This is a genomic window from Parabacteroides sp. AF14-59 (assembly GCF_003479515.1).
In the GTDB taxonomy this organism is placed as follows: Bacteria; Bacteroidota; Bacteroidia; order Bacteroidales; family Tannerellaceae; genus Parabacteroides; species Parabacteroides faecis.
Window position 1 is genome coordinate 35,231 of the sequence record NZ_QUHH01000035.1, and the last position, 23,435, is coordinate 58,665.

General features: G+C 43.3%; 14 protein-coding genes. 4 read left to right on the plus strand and 10 right to left on the minus strand.

The window, feature by feature from the left end; genetic code table 11:
- Nucleotides 1-171: 171 nt before the first annotated feature.
- From DWW23_RS24555 to DWW23_RS24570, 4 genes are all read left to right on the plus strand, one after another.
- A complete protein-coding gene (locus DWW23_RS24555; RefSeq protein ID WP_122357088.1) occupies nt 172-687 on the plus strand; it encodes an RNA polymerase sigma factor in 516 nt (171 codons plus the stop codon).
- Nucleotides 688-807: 120 nt separating this feature from the next.
- On the plus strand, nt 808-1,722 hold the full coding sequence (locus DWW23_RS24560) for a FecR family protein (protein WP_122357090.1): 915 nt from the start codon (nt 808-810) through the stop codon (nt 1,720-1,722).
- Between the two features lie 308 nt (nt 1,723-2,030).
- Complete coding sequence (locus DWW23_RS24565; RefSeq protein WP_158583242.1) at nt 2,031-5,123, plus strand: TonB-dependent receptor; 3,093 nt, start codon at nt 2,031-2,033, stop codon at nt 5,121-5,123.
- 13 nt (nt 5,124-5,136) lie between these two features.
- Nucleotides 5,137-6,780: a RagB/SusD family nutrient uptake outer membrane protein gene (locus DWW23_RS24570; protein WP_122357094.1), complete on the plus strand. Its 1,644-nt coding sequence runs from the start codon at nt 5,137-5,139 to the stop codon at nt 6,778-6,780.
- Nucleotides 6,781-6,888: 108 nt separating this feature from the next.
- Here DWW23_RS24570 and DWW23_RS24575 read toward each other — a convergent pair whose 3' ends face one another.
- From DWW23_RS24575 to DWW23_RS24620, 10 genes are all read right to left on the minus strand, one after another.
- Complete coding sequence (locus DWW23_RS24575) at nt 6,889-8,052, minus strand: metallophosphoesterase family protein (protein WP_122357096.1); 1,164 nt, start codon at nt 8,050-8,052, stop codon at nt 6,889-6,891.
- 292 nt (nt 8,053-8,344) lie between these two features.
- Entirely contained in the window at nt 8,345-9,142 is a 798-nt protein-coding gene (locus DWW23_RS24580; RefSeq protein ID WP_122357098.1) for a DNA-deoxyinosine glycosylase, read from the minus strand.
- A 459-nt stretch (nt 9,143-9,601) separates the two neighbouring features.
- Nucleotides 9,602-11,194 (minus strand): RagB/SusD family nutrient uptake outer membrane protein, encoded by a 1,593-nt coding sequence (locus DWW23_RS24585; RefSeq protein ID WP_122357100.1) that lies wholly within the window; start codon nt 11,192-11,194, stop codon nt 9,602-9,604.
- Nucleotides 11,195-11,211: 17 nt separating this feature from the next.
- On the minus strand, nt 11,212-14,496 hold the full coding sequence (locus tag DWW23_RS24590; protein ID WP_233564448.1) for a TonB-dependent receptor: 3,285 nt from the start codon (nt 14,494-14,496) through the stop codon (nt 11,212-11,214).
- A gap of 910 nt (nt 14,497-15,406) precedes the next feature.
- Nucleotides 15,407-16,453, minus strand: coding sequence for a ketol-acid reductoisomerase (ilvC, locus tag DWW23_RS24595; RefSeq protein ID WP_122357104.1), 1,047 nt, complete (start codon nt 16,451-16,453; stop codon nt 15,407-15,409).
- Between the two features lie 241 nt (nt 16,454-16,694).
- On the minus strand, nt 16,695-17,426 hold the full coding sequence (locus tag DWW23_RS24600; protein ID WP_122357106.1) for an acyl-[acyl-carrier-protein] thioesterase: 732 nt from the start codon (nt 17,424-17,426) through the stop codon (nt 16,695-16,697).
- A 34-nt stretch (nt 17,427-17,460) separates the two neighbouring features.
- Nucleotides 17,461-18,015 carry an acetolactate synthase small subunit gene (ilvN, locus tag DWW23_RS24605; RefSeq protein ID WP_122357108.1) on the minus strand — a complete coding sequence of 185 codons (555 nt, stop codon included), beginning with the start codon at nt 18,013-18,015 and terminating at the stop codon, nt 17,461-17,463.
- Between the two features lie 12 nt (nt 18,016-18,027).
- Nucleotides 18,028-19,725, minus strand: a complete 1,698-nt coding sequence (gene ilvB / locus DWW23_RS24610) for a biosynthetic-type acetolactate synthase large subunit (RefSeq protein ID WP_122357110.1) — start codon at nt 19,723-19,725, stop codon at nt 18,028-18,030.
- A gap of 33 nt (nt 19,726-19,758) precedes the next feature.
- The gene (ilvD, locus tag DWW23_RS24615) at nt 19,759-21,591 is read right to left on the minus strand and encodes a dihydroxy-acid dehydratase (protein ID WP_122357121.1); all 1,833 of its coding nucleotides are present in this window, start codon (nt 21,589-21,591) and stop codon (nt 19,759-19,761) included.
- Nucleotides 21,592-21,943: 352 nt separating this feature from the next.
- Nucleotides 21,944-23,404, minus strand: a complete 1,461-nt coding sequence (locus tag DWW23_RS24620) for an alpha-L-fucosidase (RefSeq protein ID WP_122357112.1) — start codon at nt 23,402-23,404, stop codon at nt 21,944-21,946.
- Nucleotides 23,405-23,435 lie beyond the last annotated feature (31 nt).

Consider the following 23,435-nt stretch of genomic DNA (forward strand, 5'->3'; position numbering starts at 1 on the left):
CTATTTTTGATAGTTCAGCCGGAACACCCTAATGCAGAAATGTAGAATATTATTGAAATGAATGTAAATAGCAGGAGCAAACTATTTTATATAAGATTATTGTTTAAATTTGTCGCCAAAGGAGTCGCACACTAATAATTATAATATACTCGATTTGCTTCTAATACGATTATGACCGAAAAATATAATTCCTTCACAATTCTCTATGAGCAGCAGTATGAACGTCTGTTTCGTTTTGCCCTGCACTTCGTTCCCGACCATGAAGATTGTGAAGATATATTGGCGGATGTATTTGTCAGTATCTGGGAAAACTGGGATTCCTTAAAAAAGATAGATAACCTCAACTCTTATCTTTTCACCGCCATAAAGAACAGATGCCTGAAATTTCTGAATAAACGTAATTATTTCGAAGAATATATCGAAGACCTGCATATCCATTTGAGTATCGATCATACAACACCGGAAGCCCTGCTGGACTCAAACGAAATAACCGGAATAATAGAAGATGCGCTGAACCAACTCCCCCAACGGTGCAAACTGATCTTCCTTATGTTAAAAGAGGATAACCTGAAATATAAAGAAGTAGCCGACATCCTGGGTATCTCCGAAAAAACGGTGCAGGCACAACAGATCATTGCAAAGAAAAAACTGACAGAGATTGTGGGACATTATATAAAAGAGAGATAACAAGACAAACCCCTTAACTGTAAACCACGCAGAAACAACAAATCGTTAACAAACACTAAATATCAATTTTCTTTTAGGCATAAATAATCCCCCGAGGATTTTATTTATAAAAGAGAATATATGAGTAGTCAAAAACAGTCAAATCATCCATGGAAAGTTTTATCTGACGTAGAATTAGCAGATAAGCTGGCTGAGCAAATCCGGAGCCAAGTTGATCCGGAAGCCATCCGGAAGCGCAAAGGAAGTGTCCAGGATAAAATTCTTACCCGGATACAGCTACGAAAAAGACAAAAGGAACGGAGGATTCTTTTTGTTTCAATTGCAGCTTCCCTACTCGTACTATTCACTATCGGATATAACTTCTTTACAAATAGTCCGGAAAACGAGCATATGGCCTGGCTCGAAATATCCACCCCCAAAGGGGTACGCGATTCGGTATTGCTAGCCGATGGCAGCAAAATATTTTTAAATGGAGGTTCTAACCTGAAATATCCGAAACAATTTACAGGAAAAACACGCGAAGTGTCTTTTGTAGGGGAAGGCTATTTCGAGATTGCAAAAAATACGGAAAAACCTTTCCTGGTTAACACCGGGCTTATCGATGTGAAAGTTTTAGGGACCAAATTCAACCTGAAAACTTATGCGAACGATATGTCCGTCGAAACGATACTGGAAGAAGGTCGTGTCCAGATCAGCCATCCGGCCTCCAATCAGATGTTGGAGATGAAACCGAACGACTGTGTTACCTTCGACAAACAGATGAATACGTTTTCAAAAAAGCAGGTGGACCCGCTAACTGCATCCATGTGGAGAACCGGTAAATATTCTTTTTACTCCACCCCGTTTCCGGAGTTCGCCCAGACATTGGAAAGAGGGTTTGGTGTAACATTTATCATTGAAAATCCGGAAGTTGCCAACCGCCACTTCACCGGCGATTTTATCCGGGGAGAAACTATTGATGAGATATTGAATATCCTGAAAATAAGTAGTGGACTAAACTATCGAAAGGAAAACAATATTATCACGATTAAATAAGGAATCACTAAAACAATCAGAATATAAACCTAATCTAATATCGCCTATGGTATAACATCTCAAAAAAAGAATAGGAAATATTGGCGTATTTCCTATCCTCTGCGTTTGCAGAAGCAAACACGTAAACTTAATTAGCAATTAAATTTCTTCACAAAAGTATGAAAAAAAAACAAGACAAGCATCTCGTTTCAGGCATTTATTGTCCTAAATTGAAGCGAATTATGAGAATTACAGCCTTTTTTCTAATTTGTTGCGCTTTATATGTTTCAGCAGAGACATACTCGCAAACTAAAGTTTTTTCATTTACCATGAAAAATGCAAGCATAGAAGAAGTTCTATCTGTTATAAAAAAGAATAGCGAATACTCCTTCTTCTATGAGGATTCCCAAATCGACCTCAGCCCCAAAGTATCAGTTTCCGCTAAAAAGGAAACTGTTTCAAGTATTTTAGATAAAGTATTAACAGACAAAAACATCAGTTACAAGATAGAGAACAAACATATCATTCTCTATAAAGCAGAACAAAAAAGCCAGCAGGCGAATAATAAGATTTCGATAAAAGGACAGGTTTTCGACAAACAGGAACCCCCTTCTCCCCTGCCGGGCGTTACCATCCAGATAAAAGGCAGCAACCAAGGTGTGGCCACCGATCTGGACGGACTCTTTCATATCGAAGCCCAACGCGATGATATACTGGTTTTTTCCTATATTGGCTATAAGCCGGTCGAATATCTGGTTAAACGCCACCAGTCGAACCTGATCATTTCGCTGGAAGAAAATATCAGTGCGCTGGAAGAAGTTATCGTAACCGGTTTTACGGAAGAACGAAAACTGAACAGTATCTCTTCCATCTCGCAGGTAAAGCTGGATGCGACACTGAATAACAAACCGATCACCTCTTTATCGCAAGCCCTGCAAGGAGGTGTTACAGGTATCACGGTAACACAATCGAGTGGTTTGCCGGGAGGAGATGCGGCAATAATCAAGATCCGTGGTGTTACGATGGGTAATCTGTCACCCTTGGTTTTAGTGGATGGCATTCCAATGGATATGGATAATCTCGATCCGACCACCATTGAAAGTGTTACCGTATTAAAAGATGCGGCAGCGGCAGCCATTTACGGGGCTCGTGCGGCAAACGGAGTTATCGTGGTAAAAACCAAAAGAGGACAACCCGGCAAAATAAAAGTCAGTTACAATGGATATGGCGGTGTACAAAAAGCTACCTATATGCCGGATTTTGTGAATGCTCCCACTTACATGAGAATGATGAACGAAGCATACAAAAACAACGGGGGTGATCCGGTCTATACAGAGGATGCGATACAAAAAACAATCAACCAAAGTGACCCCTACAAATATCCGGACACCAACTGGACAGATTTATTATGGAAAAATGCGACGATACAAAGTCACTCGATATCGGTCTACGGAGGTAGTAGCATCGCCCGTTTTGCCATTACAGGTAATTATATGGCACAAACCGGTTATGTAAAGGATTTCACATACGACCGTCTGAACCTGCGGGCAAACACCACTGTCAGTTTACGGGAGAATATCACAGTAGGTGTCGACCTGAACGTAATTCGTGGCACACAGCATAAGGCCAGTGTAGACGGTGCGACCGGGGCTTTCAATCCTATCTGGTTATTATACTGGACACCTCCGACTATCGTTGGCAAATATCCGCAAAGGGAAGGAGACCCCAATGAGTATTACGGGAACTACGGATCGAGTATGAGAAATCCCCTGGCACAAATCGAAAAAGGGGGATTCACAGAGAATCTGACAGATAACATAAGTGTAAACTTACAACCCAAATGGGGAATAATTCCCGGTTTAAACCTGGCCGGACAATTCAGTTACCAGGTGAATAGCGGAGCAACCAAAGGAGACCGGCGTGCTGTCAACTTCTTCGATTACGATAACGGACAGCTCATCGCTACATGGGCAAACTTTCAGCCATCGTCAACCTGGCGCTCCAGTTATTATTATATTGGAGGAACTGTCGACTATACCAAAACATTTCATGAAAAGCATCGTCTGTTTGCCATTGCCGGAGTAAATGCCGAACTGAACAACAGTGGTGTATGGGATGAATATGCCATGCAATCCTTGTTAGCAAAAGCAAACTATACCTATGATGACCGCTATTTGTTCGAAGCGACTATTCGCCGTGACGGATCATCCCGCTTCGGTCCCGGAAACAAATTCGGTTGGTTTCCATCCGGAGCCATCGGCTGGAATGTAAACAAAGAGTCTTTCCTGAAAGAGGTTAAATGGATAAACAACCTGAAGTTAAGGGGTTCTTACGGGTTATTAGGAAACGAAAATATCGGAGCCTATAAATACCAAAGCACCATCGATCCGGGAAATGGTTCCGAGATTGTTTTCGGGAATCCGGATATCTCCTGGGAGAAAGTAGCCATGTTCAACACGGGAGTCGACTTCAGCATTTTCAATAATATGATAGACATAACCTTCGATTATTACGACAAACTCACTTCCGATATCATCTTACGACCGCCCTTGTCTGCTGTCGGCGGAATCGGCCAATCGGATATCAATGCCGGGGAAATCAGAAATAAGGGATGGGAATTCAGCATGAATTATATGCAAACATTCGGAGACTGGAGTGTTTCTGCTTTCGGGGGAATATCGCGCAACAAGAACAAAATCGAGAAATTACCGGGAGGCCCTTACGACGGGGGTAGCCATATCGACAAAGAAGGGCATGCGCTGAGCAGCCACTACCGATATGTCTCAAACGGATTATTGCAGGAAAGTGATTTTATCCTGCAAAGCGACGGTAGTTATACACCCAAAGAGGGTATTGTCATCATAGACGGACAACAACCCGGCGACATTCGTTATATGGATCTCGACGGGGATAAAATGATCACGGCAAACGACCGTAAAGTAATGGGAAACGGAGAACCTGATTTCAACTACTTTGCCAATCTGAGCCTGAACTGGAAAAATATCGACTTTGAAATCATGTTGCAAGGTGTATCGGGAGTCGATGCTTATTATGGAGGAGTCTATTCCGATCCTATCGGTAATGCGGCCAGTCCGCAGAATTTCCATCTGGATTATTGGACAAAAGAAAATCCGAATGCCCGCTTTCCCCGCCTGACACCGACTTCCGGAGATAATGGTAAATCATCCGACTATTGGTTTTTCGATGCCAGCTACTGCCGGGTGAAGTATATCCAGCTTGGTTATACGCTCCCCTCTTCCTTTACCAATAGATACTGGGTATCTAATCTGCGTTTTTTTGTAAACTTACAGAATCCGTTCACGATAGCCAAGGAGAACAAGATCGATCCGGAATCAAGAGGAGGAGAAAGTACATATCCTCTGTCAAAGACCTATTCTGCAGGTATAAATATTTCATTTTAAAAGAAATACAGATATGAAAAATACATTATTATTATCGACTCTTATCGTTTTACTATCCGGTTGCAGCGATTTTCTAACACGGGATAATCCATTCGGAGCAACCGACGATACGTTCTGGAAAACCAGCGGTGAAGTAGAATCAGCCTTAAATCTCTGCTATTCGTTACCTTCCGGCTCACTACATTATACATCCCCTTATGCATCGATCATTCATTATGAAGGATTTACCGACAATACGTATCACGGAGCCGATTTCGGAGGTTTTATTACGACCATCGGTAACAGTACCATCACTTCGGATAGTCCCAATTCCTTTGGAGGTATCACCGAGGTATGGAACGCTTATTACAAGAATATCCGGAACTGTTGCCGTATGCTTGAGAATATGGACAAGGCTTACTTTATCGACCCGAATGAAAAAGAACGAATGCGTGGGGAATGCATTATTTTACGTGCATACTATCATTGGGAATTGTTTAAATACTTCGGATATAAAGAAGGTATCCCTGTTGTTGATCATGCTTTATCGCCGAACGAGAATTTTATGGAACGTTCTACCCCCGAAGCTGTTACCGATTTCATGCTGGCGGAACTGGACCGGGCACTGGCTATCGAAGCACTACCTTTCAAATATGAAGATGCTAAAAAAGACAGAATGGATAAAGCCGTAGCCCTGTCCCTTAAGTCGATCATAGCCCTGAACACCAAGCGTTACGATGTTTCCAGACAAGCTGCTGCGGAGATTATAAACAGCGGCCGGTACGAATTATTCTACACCCATGCGGAAGATGACGATCCGGCTCGGAATTTCAGGGATTTATTCCGGACAGTCAGTATGGACGGAGCAAATAAGGAACGAATCCTTATCAAACCGGCAGGATGCAAAGAAGCTTATTTTCGTTTTTCCGGTCCGGGACTGGGGCAACAATGTACCTCATGGCCCACGCTCGACTTCGTGAACGCTTTTGAAACCAAACAGGGAAAGACCTTGGATGAATTAGGAGCTGACTCGTTGGACATCTATACGAAAGATCCTTTATATAATGACAATCGTGACCCACGCCTGTATGCAACCATCGTGACGCCTTACGACAATACAACTTTCGAGCAATATACTTACGACCCGTGGGGTGAAGGACCGGAAGCAGTCGGCAGGCCCAACGCTTCCCGAAGCGGTTTCATGCTAAAGAAGTTTTATGATCCACAGGACCGGACCAGTCAAAGAAACGATTATATGATCATCCGGTATGCCGAGATCCTGCTTAATTATGTAGAATGCCTGATCGAGACCGGTCAATACAATCATGCGGACGTATTAAACTATATAAATGATATACGAAAACGTGCCGGTCAGCAACCTGTTACTGCAGCCGAGTACAACAGTGAAGAAAAAATACGCAAACTGTATCGCCGGGAACGCCGCATCGAACTCGCTTTCGAAGGAACCCGTTATATGGACATCCGTAGATGGGATATCGGTGAAGCAACAATGAATGGTCCTATATATGGGGCAGTAAATCCGGTTACCGGAAAAAAGGTACAGATAGAAATAAGACAGTTCCGGAAAAACAAGAATGAAGTCTGGCCAATACCGGAAAGTGAAATTCTGGCTAACCCGAATTTAAGGCAAAATCAAGGATATGTAGGTAAAGACTAATATCATTTTATACTATGAAAAGAACTCTCTAACCAATCGAACAACAAAAATTCCCGACGGGCAGCAACAACACTGCCTGTCGGGAATCATTTATATCCGGCTCAGTCTTTACTTATTTACAATCAGTTTATCGACCTCTTTTCCATCCTGATCAAGAACCTTTATGCTTAGTTTATTATTTTGAGCCTCAGCTTTCAACACCGTATTATTAGAGTTTACAATAACCGGAAATTTCACACCGTCCTTCGCTTCATTCCGTATATAACGGTGAAGATGGCCACAAAGCATGATATCGACACCGGCATTATTGAGTAACGGTATAAACTTGTCAAGCACTTCCTGATCGCCATGCCAACCACCAAAAGGAGGAATATGGCAAACGACGACTTTGAAAGGTGCTTCTTTATATTCCTTGCTTTCAAGTACGCCTTTCAACCATTCAGCCTGTTCCGTACGGTACTGGTCATACACGTTTATACCGGCATATTCCAGATCCGAATCCGGCTTATCTTCTCCGCTGTCCAGGATCACAAAACAGACAGGTCCCTGGCGAAACGTATAATAGATATGCTCTTGCTTAGGAGAGAAATAATCCTGGAAAGCCGTGGCGAACGAGCCGCGCGTTTCATGATTTCCCCGGGTATAGTACATCGGTATTTCAGAAGCAAAAAGTGCTGTCGCCTTATCCATAAAACCTTCGAATATTTCCTTTTCACTATTGAAAATAGAAACCATATCCCCATTGAACAGGAACATATCGGTCGACTTTAAATCGCAATGAGATATAAGCTTTTCCAATACGTCGCTTTTTCCATGAATATCGTTCACCATCGCAAAATTTACCGTTTGCCTGCCGTGGTCACTGGTCTGAAATGCCAATGGTTCTTTTCCGTAAACAGAGGTGGCGGCTACATTTCCATATATTACCCGCCAGCCCACATGGCTCAGGACTTCCTGCGAATAGACCCGGTAACGATAACGTGTGCCGGGTTTCAATCCCTTCAGATGGACAGCATGAACGGTAGATGTCAACTTGATACCGTTTTTCGCATTAAAGAATTTCGGGCGTTCCGTCTGATAATAGTGTGTTCCGTCGTCAGGCGCCAGTTCCACCCACCCGATCGAAGGCTTGTTGACTGTCCATACAATTGTTACTTCATTCTCACCCAGATTCTGCAGATAGGGGGCATGGGTAATTTTGATATCTTCCTGAGCAAAAATAGGGAGAGCAGTCAATAGAAAAAAGAGAAAGAAAAGACTGATCTTCTTCATGGTATTATTTTAAGTTATTAATGATTTGAATTCTACAAAGATAGAAAAAGACTTTGGAAGAATGGCAAAACGCGAACGAATAAAGTAAGTGTTTAGTAATTAGGATTATTCGGCCTTTTGGCGCTATATTATTCATTTTGCCTATAATGAACAATATAGCGAGGTTGAGCGAAAGTTTAGCTACTAATCCATTGCCTTTTTCTTTCGGTAAGCATGAAATAGTAAATACTCCAAACTACGCCAAAACAATCCTTAAAAAAAGAGTTATGAAACAAGTAATTAAGGTGTCGTTCTACTTTAAAATATGTCGCCATTGATTACAAATTTCGTCAAACGTCATTCCTGTGTTTGCAGGACTTGTGCTTGGTAATACGAAATAAGTTATTTTCGGATTTCTTTGGAAGAACATTGCGAAAAGATTTTGTGCTTTTATTCCGTTGAAACCAATAACTTTTATTTTGTCGTGTGTCCGCACAAAACCGTCAAGGTCGTTTGGTGTTGCGTCAAGAATGTCTGTGTCTAAACTTCCTTTTCTGTTTGCTCCTTCTGCAACGTCCCAAAGTCCGATTTTGTGTCGTCCTAATAATTTCTGTTTGTCCGTGTAAGTTGTCGGAATTTGTTCGTTAGTTATCTCTGCAATTATTTTCCAAAATCTGTTTCTTGGATGTGCGTAATACTTACCAAGTTCAAGCGATTTGTCGCCGGGTATTGTGCCTAAAATCAAAATCTCAATGTCGTCTGTCGCCAATGGTGCGAATGACTTTTTTGAATGGTTTGAAATTGTTGGCTTAACAACAGATTTTGGCAGTGTCTGTGTTTTGGGTGCCGGCTTAGTGGACGAATAATTTGAAGCCAAACTTTTTCCTTTACTCGAATGTGGAATTGTCCAACTTGAACCTTTACCACCTGCTTGAAAAGCGTGTGGTAGTTGTCCTTTCCGCAATAAGTCCCGAAGTGGTTTGCCCGGTCTGTCTTTACTGTCTCGCAAAATCCCTGCTTTTTCAAGTAAAGCGTTAGCTTCAACAGGGTCAATCCCTATTTTACCTGACTTTGTCAGATAGTCGTCTATGAATTTTGTAATTGCACTCATTTTTTTGTTAGTTTATTCTGTCGGTGAGGTTGTCCGTAAACTTGCAACCAACTTGTTTATGGGTGCTCAAATGCGCTTAATTTGAGCACCTATCTTGTTGATTTTTGCATGATAGGTAGTCAAAATAGAGCATCCTATTTCCAATTCACCACATCTCCAAGTTGTCGAATAGAGATTTAATGTTCTGAACTGTTGTAGCTTTACGTCACCATTACTCTTAACCGAGGACAAATTTAGCAAATAATTACAAACCAGTGCAGAAAGGTAACACTTTGCAGGTTCTGTCGGTTTGCGCGGATTCTTCCGTGCTTGAATAACGTAATTAAGAGCTATAGTTGTATGATTTAATTGGTTGCAATAATTAGAGCCGAGAGGTTATAAGGCATGCCTTTAAAGACATGCCTCTCTTCTTTGTTTATATTGTCTACAAGTTAATTTCCTCTAGTATGAGATCACGTATCATTGACCGCTCCAGGGATTCTGGTCAGCTTCTGAGATTGCATCGTTATTAAGGATCTCCATTTGAGGGATCTGGCAGAAGAAACGATAATCATTCGATTCCAGAATTCCCACAGGTTGGGGATCGCTGACATTATAACCATTCAGATATTGCATACCCCACACATAATGTCCGGCAGGATTTGCAGCCGTTTCGCCATAACGAATCAATCGCTTCTGCAAACGAACCAGATCATAAAAACCAGCCTGTCCTTCACAGATCAGCTCTTTACGCCGTTCTTTGTAGATATCTTCCAATAATGCATCCCCACCTCCGTTGGTTGTCGGAGTCGCATTACGTGCTACCTGCAAACGATTCAATAAAGTAAGAGCCTCTCCTGTACTTCCTTTCTGAGCAGCAGCCTCCGCCATGATCAACAGCATTTCAGCACCACGCATCAGACATACTTCAGGACGGGTAGCACTTTGGATCACACTTCCACCATCTTCTCCGTAATGTTTATACTTATCGAACGCCCATTTAGTATTGATCTCTTTGTTTGCGTTCTTTGTACGTTTCCAGAATTGATAACGGTCTTCCTTTTCTTCAAACAATTTCACAAACTGCTCATCTACAAAGTAATCCAGGAAAGAATAGATCGGACCATCCGCATAGCCTTCGCCATAACTTTCATCCTGGTTGTACCAGAAGTTAAACTGCGTACTACCTCCCAGGTTATTGTCGGCAGTATACTTCATCGCCCATACAACCTCTGCATAATTACCGGAAATCATGTCATCGAAACCTGAACGATACTGTTCGCGCGTCATCAACTGACTATGATTGTCATAAACAATCTTAGCTTCATTGTAAGCACCTTCCCAGTTTTGCATCACCAGATATACACGGGCCAGGATACCGGAGCAAATCTCAGAGTTTATAAACCACAGGTCTTCCGGACGATAATCAGTAAGCAACGACTTGGCAGTAGTCAGATCGGATACGATCTGGGTATATATCTCTTCCACGGTTGAAAAACCTTTATGAGACTCATCAGTGGAAGACGTACGCAAGATTACCCCCCGTTTGTTTTTGGCAATAACATACGTCTGCTGGTAATTCTGGATCAAATGGAAATATTGGATTCCACGCATAGCCAGTGCCTGCCCCTTGATATGCTTCTTTTGCGTTTCATCACCGCTGGCATTATCCACATTGGTCAGGATAATGTTAGCACGGTTGATCACGTTATAGCACATCGACCATATCTTGGATGCATTTCCATCCGCCTGAGTCTTTGCATTCGAATATTGATAAGACGTGACCTGATCGCCTCCCATATTGGTATGACTCACAATATCCGCACCTCCTGCATCGACATACATCTGGAAGCCCGGAAGTCCGGCAAATACACGATCGCCTTTATCCGTATTAAAATACAACTGTTTATAAGTCGAGGTCAAGACTTTTTCCAGCTGGGATATATTTTCGAGCACATCCGTATCATTCACTTTCACATACGAACTGGTTGTCAGATCGTCATCACATCCTGTTAGAGTAAAACCTACAAGAGCGAGGGACAGGAAGGATATGTTTATAAATAATCTTTTCATAAATATCTTTTTTACATTTATAATGTGATTTGAATACCGACCATATACAGTCTTCTGGAACCCTGAATACCGTTATCCGTTTCAGCGTTACCATTATAACTGTTACCCATGACACCTGTTTCGGGATCTGTAAAGCGTTTCTTTGCCGGCCCGAAAGTCAACAGGTTATTACCTGTCACATACACACGCAGGTTTTCTACCAATGCCTTACGGCTGATATTCTTTGGTAAAGTATAGCCTAAAGTCAGGTTTCTCAGACGCCAGTAATGGTTGTCGAACACAAAGTTATCGGCGTATTTTACCGTTGCGCCATATTGGTTATACGACCAGCGGGGAATAAGCGTTCCCGCGTCACCCGGCTGTCTCCAGCGGTCTTCCACCAATTCTTGTACGACACCCACACCCGGACGGTTCATGATACGTTCTTTATAGGTATAGTCGGAAATCTTCGATCCATAAGAATAATAGAACATAAACGACAGATCGATCCCTTTAAACTGGAAATTATTGGTGATAGAACCGAATACTTTAGGAATGGCAGAACCGCAGTATACGAAATCATCGGTAGTTACTTTCGCCTGATCTTCCGTACGCACCCAACCACCGTTACCATCACGGATCAACCAACCCGGCAAACCTGTTTCCGGATTTACGCCGTCATATTGCGGGGCGATAAATTCATAGATAGACTTACCTTCCTCCATTTTATAGGTACAAGCCGTACCTGCATACGTATATGCACCTGTCGGCAGATAAGTAACCTCATTCTTCAAAGTACTCATATTGGCATCGATATCCCATCTGAAATCTTTTGAAGTAAAGATATTGGCATTGATCGTTATTTCAACACCGCTATTACGCAGGTCACCGATATTCATATTATATCCGGAAGCCGAGCCAACCTGTGCCGATAAAGGCAATTCTTTATAATACAACAGGTCATGAGATGTACGGGAATAATATTCCACCGTACCGCTCAGACGACTGAGGAAAGAAAAATCCACACCGATATTCCATTGTTTATTGCTCTCCCATTTCAGATCCGGCGTGGGAGTTGTCGATGGCTTCAAACCGGACTTCAGATACAAGTCGTCACTTTCATAAGTGCCCTGATAACCATATAAAACTTCGTCACCCGCTTTACCATTACTTGCATTACGCACGATCAGCTTATCATTACCCGTCGTACCGTAACTGGCACGAAGTATCAGATTGTCAATCCATTTTACATCTTCCAGAAAACCTTCTTTCGAAGCTCTCCAGGAGGCACCGGTCGACCAGAACGTACCCCAACGATTGTCGGAGCTGAAACGGGAAGAACCATCCTCACGAACAGAGGCAGACACATAGTATTTATTCAGGAAATTATAATCCAGTTTCCCAAAGAAAGATAGCAATGAGTATTTATCACGACCGCCGGATACGCCAAAATTCTTTGTCGTATTCGATAATTCGTATTTACCCAGCTCCATAATGCCGTAGCCCCAGCCTTGTTCATAATGAGAGTCCCAGGTATACCACTCATGCCCCACCATACCGGAAATATTGTGATCGCCGATCGACCAGTCGCCCGACAATACATTATTCCAGGTAGTAGAGCGCTTATTATAATCATAACGGCTGGCATAACCTCCATCCGCCAGGATGGAAATACCGTATGGAGCAGTCTGACCGCTACCATGCACAGCAGAAGAATAATTCATCGTACGATACCAGTAATCATCGATATTCAGGGCTGAACGAAACTTCAAACCCAAGGGCAGCTTAAACTCCGTATTAAACTGAGCCGAGAGAATGTGTCCCATATTATTATCGAAACTATCGTCATTCTCATTGTCCCAATAATCACCCGAATTGTTCAGGATATGCGCTCCAAAGAAGTTATTGGTATATTTACCATAATTATACATTCTCTTTCCCGTCTTTTCCGAAACAACCCATCCTGTATTATCTTCATTACGCAACCATGGGGACGAAAGCGATGTGGTAAAGTTTGCAGCACGACTGGCACCTCCCGACACATTCTGACGATGCCGGGAATAAGACAGACTACCTGCCACTTTCCACCAGTCGAACAGTTCGGTACTCAAGTTCGTACGGAAAGAATAACGTTTGTAATACTGGCGGTTTCCATATCCCTGATCATCCAGATACCCACCGGAGAAGAAATAAGCAGTCTTCCCGTTTCCTGTCTGTCCGCTGATATCCACACTATAATCCTGGCGCAGTTTTCGGGAGAAGATAGCCTTATAAACATCCCAGTCATCTTCATCCCATACATATTCCAGATTCGGATTCATGTAAGGATTACCATTACCGTCATGCAATACGTAGTTTTCATTGATATGTCTGAAAGGAGTCACATAAATAGCTTCCCCTTTTGAATTCGTTGTAGCTTTTACCTGCTTGGTCAATGCCTGGGAAGATGCATAATCGCCGGCAGCCTTGGCATCCAGGCCGTCATAAAGTAAAGCATCGTAATACAGGGCATACCAGGTATTTTCCAACTGCTGATACGGATCCGCTTTCTTTGGGTTCTTTACAGCATTATCCGAAGTACCCCAGGCTCCGCGGAAATTAATCTGGGGCTTTGCCGATTTACCCCTCTTAGTCGTGATCATCACAACACCGTTCGCCGCACGCGAACCATACAAAGAGGTAGCCGCAGCATCCTTCAATACCGTCATCGATTCGATATCCGTAGGATTGATCTGGTTCAGACCGCCATCATAAGGCATACCGTCAACAATATACAAAGGATTGGCTTTTCCGGACATGGAAGAAATACCACGAATTTCAACACGGGCTTCTGCTCCGGGATTACCTTGGGTATTCACTACATTTACACCGGCCGACATCCCTTGCAATGCTTCCGTAAAACCGGTACCCATCACCTTTTCCAGTTTCTCCGCTTTCACAACAGAGGCCGATCCGGTAAAGGTCGATTTCTTAGCCGTACCATAGGCCACCACTACCACTTCATCCAAATCCTGTGTCGCATCGCTCAGCTTAACATGTAAGGTAGCTTGCCCGTTCCACGTAATCTCCTGCGTAGCCAGGCCGACAAAAGATATTACAATAACCGATCCCCGCCGGACATTATCCAGGCTAAATCGGCCGTCGGTATCGGTAATCGTACCGACAGAAGTTCCTTTTACTACGACAGAAGCACCGGCTACGGGCCCCATATCGTCAGAGACAAGGCCTGAGACCTTATTTCCCTGTTGCACTACCATCGTTTCGGGACTTGTTGGAATAGCTGCAACTACAGTTCCCGCAGCTCCAAACAATACAGAAAACATGAGTGATTTAATTAGTTTTGAGTCTGTCCACATAGTTAAATTCAAGACTTTAATTAAATAAATTTAATCATAATAGCATTCATTTCATTAGAGGCCACGCTTCTCTCCTTAAAAAGCGCCCAGGTTCACATACATAAAATAAAGTTCATAAAATCAAGATACACAACTTTTTACTCATAAACATCAATCTATTCATCTTGATTAAACACACCATACTTTCTTCAACAAATATAATCTATCATTAATAACTACAAGCATAAAAATATATATTTAATACTTTATTACTTACTATTTAACACTCATCTATTAAGAAAAGCGACTACATAAAAACACCTAACCGATCAAATACAATAAGCATATGAGATCGACAAACCTGCTCCACCGATAATGGGTTTTAACATATAACACGGTGATATTCCATACCGGTGACAGATGACAGATAAAGTTGCAGATAAAAAACGGCTATCTGCAACCATTTACAGTCTAATAACCATATAATTACGAACAATGGTTGCAGATGGCAGATAAATTCGATAAACTTTATGATAGTAGAACTTACTTAACTAAAATATGTCACACAGGTAACCACTATATCTCTTCCCGTCACCTTTTATCGCATAGTCAGGGAGCTTCTAAGTCAAAAGTCCCTACTATTTATTATTACACTGTACAGGGTAGCCAGCCAGGATGTACAGGATGATTCAGTCAGGGTGTACTGGGTAATAACGCAAGATGTACAGGGTAAATTTAATAAGTAAGGACTTTCGTATTAACAAGTCATAAGGAAAGACTTAGTTAGTCATAGGTTCATGTTTAGCCGGGAACGAGAAAGAAAAAGCGGCAACCCGGAACAGACCGGATTACCGCTTTATATCGCAAGATATTTACTGCTTATTTATCGCACCAACTATTAGTTGTTTTCAGGACGAAGTTTACGAACAACAGCACCTGCACGCCACATTTCGCTTTCACGAAGAGCTTTCAGTTCTTTTTCTAAACCTTCACGATAGTCAGGTTTACTGTTTGTATCGATAGAACGTTGAGCTTCGTTACCGCAAGCTACTTCGCTATACAGTTTCTGGAATACCGGTTTTGTTGCATCGTGGAACGGGCCCATCCAGTCCAAAGCACCACGCTGTGCTGTAGTCGAACAGTTTGCATACATCCAGTCCATACCGTTTTCAGCGAACAACGGCATCAATGACTGAGTCAGTTCTTCTACTGTTTCGTTGAATGCTTCAGAAGGTTCGTGACCATTTTCACGTAATGTTTCATACTGAGCCAGCAACAATCCCTGGATTGCACCCATCAAAGTACCGCGTTCGCCGGTCAGGTCGGAATATACTTCTTTCTTGAAAGTCGTTTCAAACAGATAACCTGAACCAACACCGATACCCAATGCGATCACACGATCCCATGCTTTACCTGTTGCATCCTGGAAGATAGCATAGCTGGAGTTCAAGCCACGGCCTTGCAGGAACATACGACGCAATGAAGTACCCGATCCTTTAGGAGCCACCAGGATTACGTCTACATCAGCAGGAGGAATGATGTTTGTACGTTCTTTGTAAGTAATACCGAATCCATGAGAGAAATACAAAGCCTTTCCCGGAGTCAGATACTTTTTGATACGCGGCCAAACTTCAATCTGGGCAGCGTCTGAAAGCAGATACTGGATGATAGTTGCTTTTTCGCATGCTTCTTCAATATCGAACAGTGTTTCACCGGGCACCCAACCGTCAGCAACGGCTTTTTCCCAAGTCTTACCACCTTTACGTTGTCCTACAATTACGTTAAAACCGTTGTCGCGCAGGTTCAGGCTCTGGCCAGGACCTTGTACGCCGTAACCTATCACAGCGATTGTTTCGTCTTTCAATACTTCTCTTGCCTTTTCCAACGGAAATTCTTCGCGGGTTACTACGTTTTCGTCAACGCCGCCAAAATTCATTACTGCCATTTTCTTTTTACTATTAAAATGTATATAAAAATAATTTGTCTCTATATAACGAGAGGATTTATCCTCTCCGGGTTCCTTTGCCGTCGGTTTTAACCGACGGTTTAGATGTTAAGCTCTTGTTTTGGCTTCAGCCACATTTCTTCAAATTCAACGACTGTATCAGTAAGAAATGGGACTAAAGTCCAACGATTATATATCCATTACCTATCCGTCAGTTAAAACTGACGGCAAATGAACCGGGTTATGTCCATGTAACGGCGGCACGGCATATTGCTTTGCCATCGTTACATATTGCCATATTATATTTGCCTTCGGATACTTCCTGGTTATGGAGCGTCAACTCCATGCCGTATTTACCTTCAGACTGATAAGCGATCTCAAAACGGCCAATCTCTTTTTCACGAAACATACCGATGTCGAATAAATCGAGCAGATGTTCCATATATTTGATACTGTTCAGGTGGCCGTTTACATCCAGGTCGCTGTATTTCACACGGTAAAACTCTCCGGATGCATTGTTTTCCACCGGAGCGATCTTTCCGGGTTTCTCGATCGGACAAGGACGGTCGGTCACATACGCACTCAGTCCCTCCACATCGAGTAAGGTCGGACGACGCGTTTCCACATCGATCGCAGCCCAGATAGAGCGGGCAAAGCCAAAAGTCTTACCTTCGCCGTTTACCAACTCAAAGCAACGGCTGGTGAATAACTTTCCTACTTCATCCACCCAGGTATATAAAGTAACGGATTCGGACATAGCAGGATACGAAGTCATCTCGATAGCCAAGCGTGAAAGCACCCATGCTGTATGCCTTTCGGTCATATCGCTATATCCGAATCCACGGTCGGCGGCATGACAGGAAGCTGCATGCAATAAATAATTACCGATCATAGGGATCGTGATGCGCCCCCGGAAGTCCATCAGATAGGACTCTGTTACGAAATGAAATTCTCCTACTTTGTTCTTCTCCATAATTTATACTGTTTATAAATGATACTATCTGCTCTCAGGCATGTTTCTCCTGCAATTTTTTCTCCATCGAAGATAACATGTCGCTCAGACGTTCCACTTTACTCTTTGTTATTGCAACGCGACCGGAGCGGATAAACTGAAGGACACCGATCGTTTCGCTCAGTTCTTTGAATAAAGCCTGAGTCTCATCATAATGACCACTCTTTTCCAACACCACACAATCTTCGTTCATCTCGAGGATACGGGCATTATATTTACGGATCAGATCCTCTACCGTTCCCATCTTGATAAAGAGTTCGGTACTCAGTTTGTAAAGAGCTATCTCCTGATAAACCAGATCTTCGTCCGTATTATAATAAGCTTTCAAAATATCTACACGCTTGTCGATCTGCTTAACGACCTTATCGATCGTATCCTCATCGGCAAAGGTAGTAATTGTAAACTTATGTATTCCCTTTATAGCCGAAGGAGAAACAGAAAGCGTCTCAATATTCAGTTGCCGGCGCGTAAAGATAACGGTTATCTGGTTCAGAAGTCCTACAGTGTTTTCTGAAAAGATAATAACGGTATATAATTTTTTCGTATTCATAATTGTTCCTCCTTACTTAGCTCCTAAAATCATGTTCGTCACGCTTCCTCCGGCCGGAACCATCGGATATACCATACCGCAAGTTTCCACATTGGCGACTAATAGATAAGCCCCGTCGTGATCGAGCATTTCTGCAATCGCATCATCCAGTTCCTCCCGTTTATCTACGGCACGAGAAGCAATGCCAAACGCTTTGGCTATAGCTACAAAGTCAGGATTCTTCATGATCGTATTGGAATAACGTTCGTTGAAGAACAATTCCTGCCACTGGCGCACCATCCCCAGGAAGTTGTTATTAAGAACGATGATCTTTACATTCAGATTCTCCTGCATGATCGTCCCCAGTTCCTGAATAGTCATCTGGATACCACCGTCACCGGTAAAGAAACAAACCGTACGGTCAGGTGCACCCAGCTTGGCTCCGATAGCAGCCGGAAGACCGAAACCCATTGTACCCAAACCACCGGAAGTAACCACACTACGGGTACGTTTATATTTGAAATAGCGAACGCCCATCATCTGGTTCTGACCGACATCGGTCACCAGAACAGCATCGTCATTGGTCGCTTCCGACACTTTACGAACCACTTCTCCCATCTTCAGTTGCCCACTGGCAGGATAAAGCTCTTTTTCAATCACTTTCTCCTGTTCTTCCTTTGCATCAGGTTCAAACTCGGCATTCCATTCCGGACGCTTCCTTTCTTCGAGCAAAGCGGTGATCATCGGAATCGTATGTTTGGCATTCCCTAATACCTTTACATCTACCGGAACATTCTTTCCGATTTCCGAATTATCTATATCGAGATGTATTATTTTCGCTTGTTTAGCGTATGTTTTCAAATCACCGGTCACACGGTCGTCGAAACGCATGCCGATAGCGATCAATACATCACATTCATTTGTTTTCCGGTTAGGACCTACATTTCCATGCATTCCCAGCATACCTTTATGCAAAGGAAAATCAGAAGGTAATGCAGACAAACCTAAAACCGTAGAACCGGCGGGAATATCATTTTTCACCAGAAACTCTTTCAATTCATCTTCCGCACCTCCCAGAATAACCCCCTGGCCTACCAGACAGAAAGGCTTCTTAGCCTGATTGATCAAGGCTGCTGCAGCTTCAATGCGTTCCTGCTTAATATCCGGTTCCGGTTGGTAACTACGAACGTAGTCGACTTTCTCATAGTGATAATCCACAAGTCCAACCTGTGCATCTTTAGCCAGATCCAGAACGACTGGTCCCGGACGGCCGGTCGATGCGATATAGAAAGCGCGCGATACGGCCCAGGCTATCTCTTCCGGTTTACGGATCTGATAAGCCCATTTTGTGATAGGCTGTGTAATACCGATCACATCTACTTCCTGGAACGCATCCGTTCCCAGCAACGGAGACGGAACCTGTCCGGCTATTACCACCATAGGCGTACTATCCATCAAAGCATCGGCTATACCGGTGATTGTATTGGTTGCACCCGGTCCCGAGGTAACCAGTGTGACGCCTACTTTACCGGAGACACGCGCATATCCCTGAGCAGCATGTGTAGCACCTTGTTCATGACGAACTAATATATGTTTCAATTTATCCCTGTAATCGTATAAGCTATCGTAAATAGGGATTGCTTGCCCACCCGGATAACCGAAGATAGTATCTACTCCTTCAGCGATCAGCGCTTTCAGCAAAGCTTCCGAACCGGTTATCTTTTGTTCCATATTTGTTGTTTTATTGTCTGATGTAATCTTTTTTTAATCTTCTACTATTCGTACACCGCCCTTGTCGGCCGAAGCAACCATCTTTGCATATGCTTTCAGGGCTTTCGATACCGTACGCTGGCGGAAAGGAGGTGTAAAGGCTTTGGTTCCGCGTGCTTCTTCCGCCTTGCGACGTTCTGCCAGTTCCGCATCACTTACCTTTACATGGATGGTTCTTTCGGGAATATTTATTTCGATCATATCGCCGTCTTTCACTAACCCTATCGCTCCGCCTGCAGCCGCTTCGGGAGAGATATGTCCTATAGACAATCCTGATGTTCCACCGCTGAAGCGTCCGTCTGTGATCAATGCACATTCTTTACCCAGGTGCTTGCTTTTTATATAAGAAGTCGGATACAACATTTCCTGCATACCCGGCCCACCCTTCGGACCTTCATAGGTGATAACGACGACATCGCCGGAGACGACTTTGTCTTTCAGGATACCTTCGCAAGCAGCATCCTGCGAATCAAACACTTTTGCCGGACCTGCAAAACGGAAGATACTTTCATCTACACCTGCCGTTTTAACCACACAGCCATCCTGTGCAATATTTCCGTAAAGAACAGCCAGACCGCCATCTTTGACATAGGCATGTTCCACGTCACGGATACAACCGGAAGTGCGGTCTGTATCCAGTTCTTTATAATAACTTTCCTGTGATCCGAGTACCAGATTGAAACGATGTGCCGGAGCACTCTTATAGATATTGATCGCTTCGTCGGTTACATTCACGGAAGTGATGCAATACCGGTCGATCGCCTGTCCCAAAGTCAGGCCATCCACACGTTTCACCGAATCGTCCACCAAGCCAGCTTTTACCAGCTCATTCATGATGCCGATAATACCACCTGCCCGGTTCACATCTTCCACGTGATAAGAACAACTCGGAGCTACTTTACAGATAACCGGAGTTTTGCGGGACAGCATATCTATATCTTTCATGGTGAAGTCGGCTTCAGCCTCATGAGCTATAGCCAATAAGTGAAGAACCGTATTGGTAGATCCTCCCATTGCAATGTCGAGCGACATCGCGTTCAGGAAAGCCTGACGGGTTGCAATATTACGAGGTAGAACCGAATCATCCCCATCGCGATAATATTTGAACGCATTATCCACAATCATTTGGGCTGCCTTCTTAAACAGACGCGTACGGTTGGCATGCGTTGCCACAACTGTTCCGTTACCGGGAAGAGCCAGACCGATCGCTTCATTCAGACAGTTCATCGAATTGGCGGTGAACATACCGGAACAACATCCGCAAGTCGGACAAGCCGAGCGTTCTACCTTTTCGACCTGCTCATCGCTCACTGAATCGTCGGCAGCTTCGATCATCGCATCGATCAGGTCAAGTGCACGTCCATCCAGGTTACCGGCTTCCATCGGTCCTCCGGAGACAAAGATGGTCGGGATATTCAAACGCATTGCAGCCATCAACATACCCGGAGTGATCTTGTCACAGTTACTGATACAAACCATTGCGTCCGCCTTATGCGCATTCACCATATATTCAACGCTATCTGCAATGATATCACGTGAAGGAAGAGAATAAAGCATTCCGTCATGCCCCATGGCGATACCGTCGTCTATTGCGATGGTATTGAATTCTGCAGCAAAACAACCGAGCTTTTCAATCTCCGCCTTTACCTGCTGTCCGATCTCATGCAAATGCACATGCCCCGGAACAAACTGAGTAAATGAATTCACAATGGCTATAATCGGTTTACCGAACTGTTCTTCTTTCATGCCGTTGGCACGCCATAAAGCACGGGCTCCCGCCATACGTCTCCCCTCTGTGCTATATGAACTTCTTAACGGATTCTTCATCATATTTGTTTTTATTTTTAAAGGGTGGTTCACGAACCTCCCGTACCATAAAAAAAGCCCTTCTCTGTATGGAGAAAGGCTTAAGAAATATCTTTTACGACTTCACAACTTCTTACACACCTTTCTCCTTACCTACTAATGACTAGAAGGACCACCACGAGAATAATATGTAATACATTGTTCATCATCTTTTCAATTGTCTTTATTTTTGTTTGACGCTGCAAATGTAGAACAATAATTCATATACACAAAGGATTTAAAAGAAAAATCTTACTTTTTCTTTCATTTATCAATAAAAGGAATGATTCATCTTGCATTTTAACAGAGAACCATCCCTGAATCAGTTGAATTCTTACTTTTGAAAGGCTCTCCGCTTCAATTCTTTGAGTAAAGCCTCCGATTTAGGAGAAATTGTTCCATCCTGATAGATCCGGACATTGATCATCGGAAGATTTTTTCGCCTATTGGATTCTCTGACTACCTGTGTCAATTCATCTATCGAAAGTACCGGATCTCCAATGATGGAATCCTTATATATATGTGTCCAGTCACCCGGCTCCAATGTACCGGAGAAAGTAGCCTGCAAACCATCCTGGGGACCTCCATGAAACAGGCCGTCTCCATCTAACGGTAGATAAGGGTCGTCTATACCGGCACTCTCCGGCGACAACCCCAACTCACCGGCATAATAATCCTGAAAATCCGTCAGTTTCGGCAATATCCAGGAATTAAAACAAATAGCCAAATCCTTATTTCCGCTTTTGGCAGCTTTAGCTATCCGTTCGAAAGAGGCACCATTCGGATAATAACCGATACCATCATCCATCCACAAACCTGCCAGACGACTTCCATAGCGCTGGCTGACCTCACCCACTATCTTTTCCACATTTGCGAACAGATCACCGGCATCATTACGCGTATAATGCTGTTTGTCCCACCATTCTTTATCGCCATGTCCCACATGATAATACAAGATCAAACGAATGCCATACTTTCCTAAAGCATCCGACAAGTCAGCTACAAGATCTCTTTTTGTAGTCCGTCCCGGTAATATCGAATCAATAGTTTGTATCGGAGCCGGGAAATAATATTCGGCCCACGAAGTCGTAAAGAAGACCAGCTTTCCACCACACTCATTAACAGTCCAGGCAAAACGTTCCGCATCGAATCTATTTACAGCATCCTCATAAGCCAGCGGTTCACCCGCCTTCGGCATACTCTTCGAATTCCAATGAAAGAAAAAACCATACGGCAGATCAGCCATCCACAATGTATTGCTACGTAATGAAGCCGCCTCTGCCTGTAACTTTTTACAGGTTTCAGGTTTGACTACTTCCAGTGAATAGAGATAAATATTAAAATCAGCCTTTTTCCCCGGTTCACTTATCTTTAAAGACAATTCCGAGGTGCCTTTAGTAAAATGCAAAGGTCGTGGAAAACGACAACGTTGCCATCCGGTGGTCCCTATCCGACAAATGACACTATCCGTTCCATTAGAGAGCGTTACTGCTACGTCTTCTCCATCTTCAAGATTATTGACAGAAACCAACATTGCTGCCTGATAATCTTCACTACCGGTATTCACTTTCCACACAATCGACTGTTCGGGTGCAGTCCAATTTTCTACCCAAAAAGTTTTATAGGGTTCCTCCGGGTAAAGTTGCCGTACGCCATTATTCAATTCCCCCCGAAAAGGTATCAACCGATTGATATCCGCGGGGTTCAGATCTAAAGCCGCCGGATCGACCGGATTGCCGCAAGCCTGTAAACAAACGGCACATAAAAACAATAAATAAACAAACTGCTTTTTCATTTTTGACAGATGGATATAAGAAGGGCCAATC

Bases quoted from the DNA above. Each gene is read 5' to 3' on its own strand.
- DWW23_RS24585 (WP_122357100.1), bottom strand. From the start codon at position 11,194: ATGAAAAGATTATTTATAAACATATCCTTCCTGTCCCTCGCTCTTGTA.
- DWW23_RS24590 (WP_233564448.1), bottom strand. From the start codon at position 14,496: ATGTTTTCTGTATTGTTTGGAGCTGCGGGAACTGTAGTTGCAGCTATT.
- DWW23_RS24620 (WP_122357112.1), bottom strand. From the start codon at position 23,404: ATGAAAAAGCAGTTTGTTTATTTATTGTTTTTATGTGCCGTTTGTTTA.
- DWW23_RS24600 (WP_122357106.1), bottom strand. From the start codon at position 17,426: ATGGAGAAGAACAAAGTAGGAGAATTTCATTTCGTAACAGAGTCCTAT.
- DWW23_RS24555 (WP_122357088.1), top strand. From the start codon at position 172: ATGACCGAAAAATATAATTCCTTCACAATTCTCTATGAGCAGCAGTAT.
- DWW23_RS24570 (WP_122357094.1), top strand. From the start codon at position 5,137: ATGAAAAATACATTATTATTATCGACTCTTATCGTTTTACTATCCGGT.
- ilvN (WP_122357108.1), bottom strand. From the start codon at position 18,015: ATGAATACGAAAAAATTATATACCGTTATTATCTTTTCAGAAAACACT.
- ilvD (WP_122357121.1), bottom strand. From the start codon at position 21,591: ATGAAGAATCCGTTAAGAAGTTCATATAGCACAGAGGGGAGACGTATG.
- DWW23_RS24560 (WP_122357090.1), top strand. From the start codon at position 808: ATGAGTAGTCAAAAACAGTCAAATCATCCATGGAAAGTTTTATCTGAC.
- DWW23_RS24575 (WP_122357096.1), bottom strand. From the start codon at position 8,052: ATGAAGAAGATCAGTCTTTTCTTTCTCTTTTTTCTATTGACTGCTCTC.
- DWW23_RS24565 (WP_158583242.1), top strand. From the start codon at position 2,031: ATGAAAAATGCAAGCATAGAAGAAGTTCTATCTGTTATAAAAAAGAAT.
- DWW23_RS24580 (WP_122357098.1), bottom strand. From the start codon at position 9,142: ATGAGTGCAATTACAAAATTCATAGACGACTATCTGACAAAGTCAGGT.
- ilvB (WP_122357110.1), bottom strand. From the start codon at position 19,725: ATGGAACAAAAGATAACCGGTTCGGAAGCTTTGCTGAAAGCGCTGATC.
- ilvC (WP_122357104.1), bottom strand. From the start codon at position 16,453: ATGGCAGTAATGAATTTTGGCGGCGTTGACGAAAACGTAGTAACCCGC.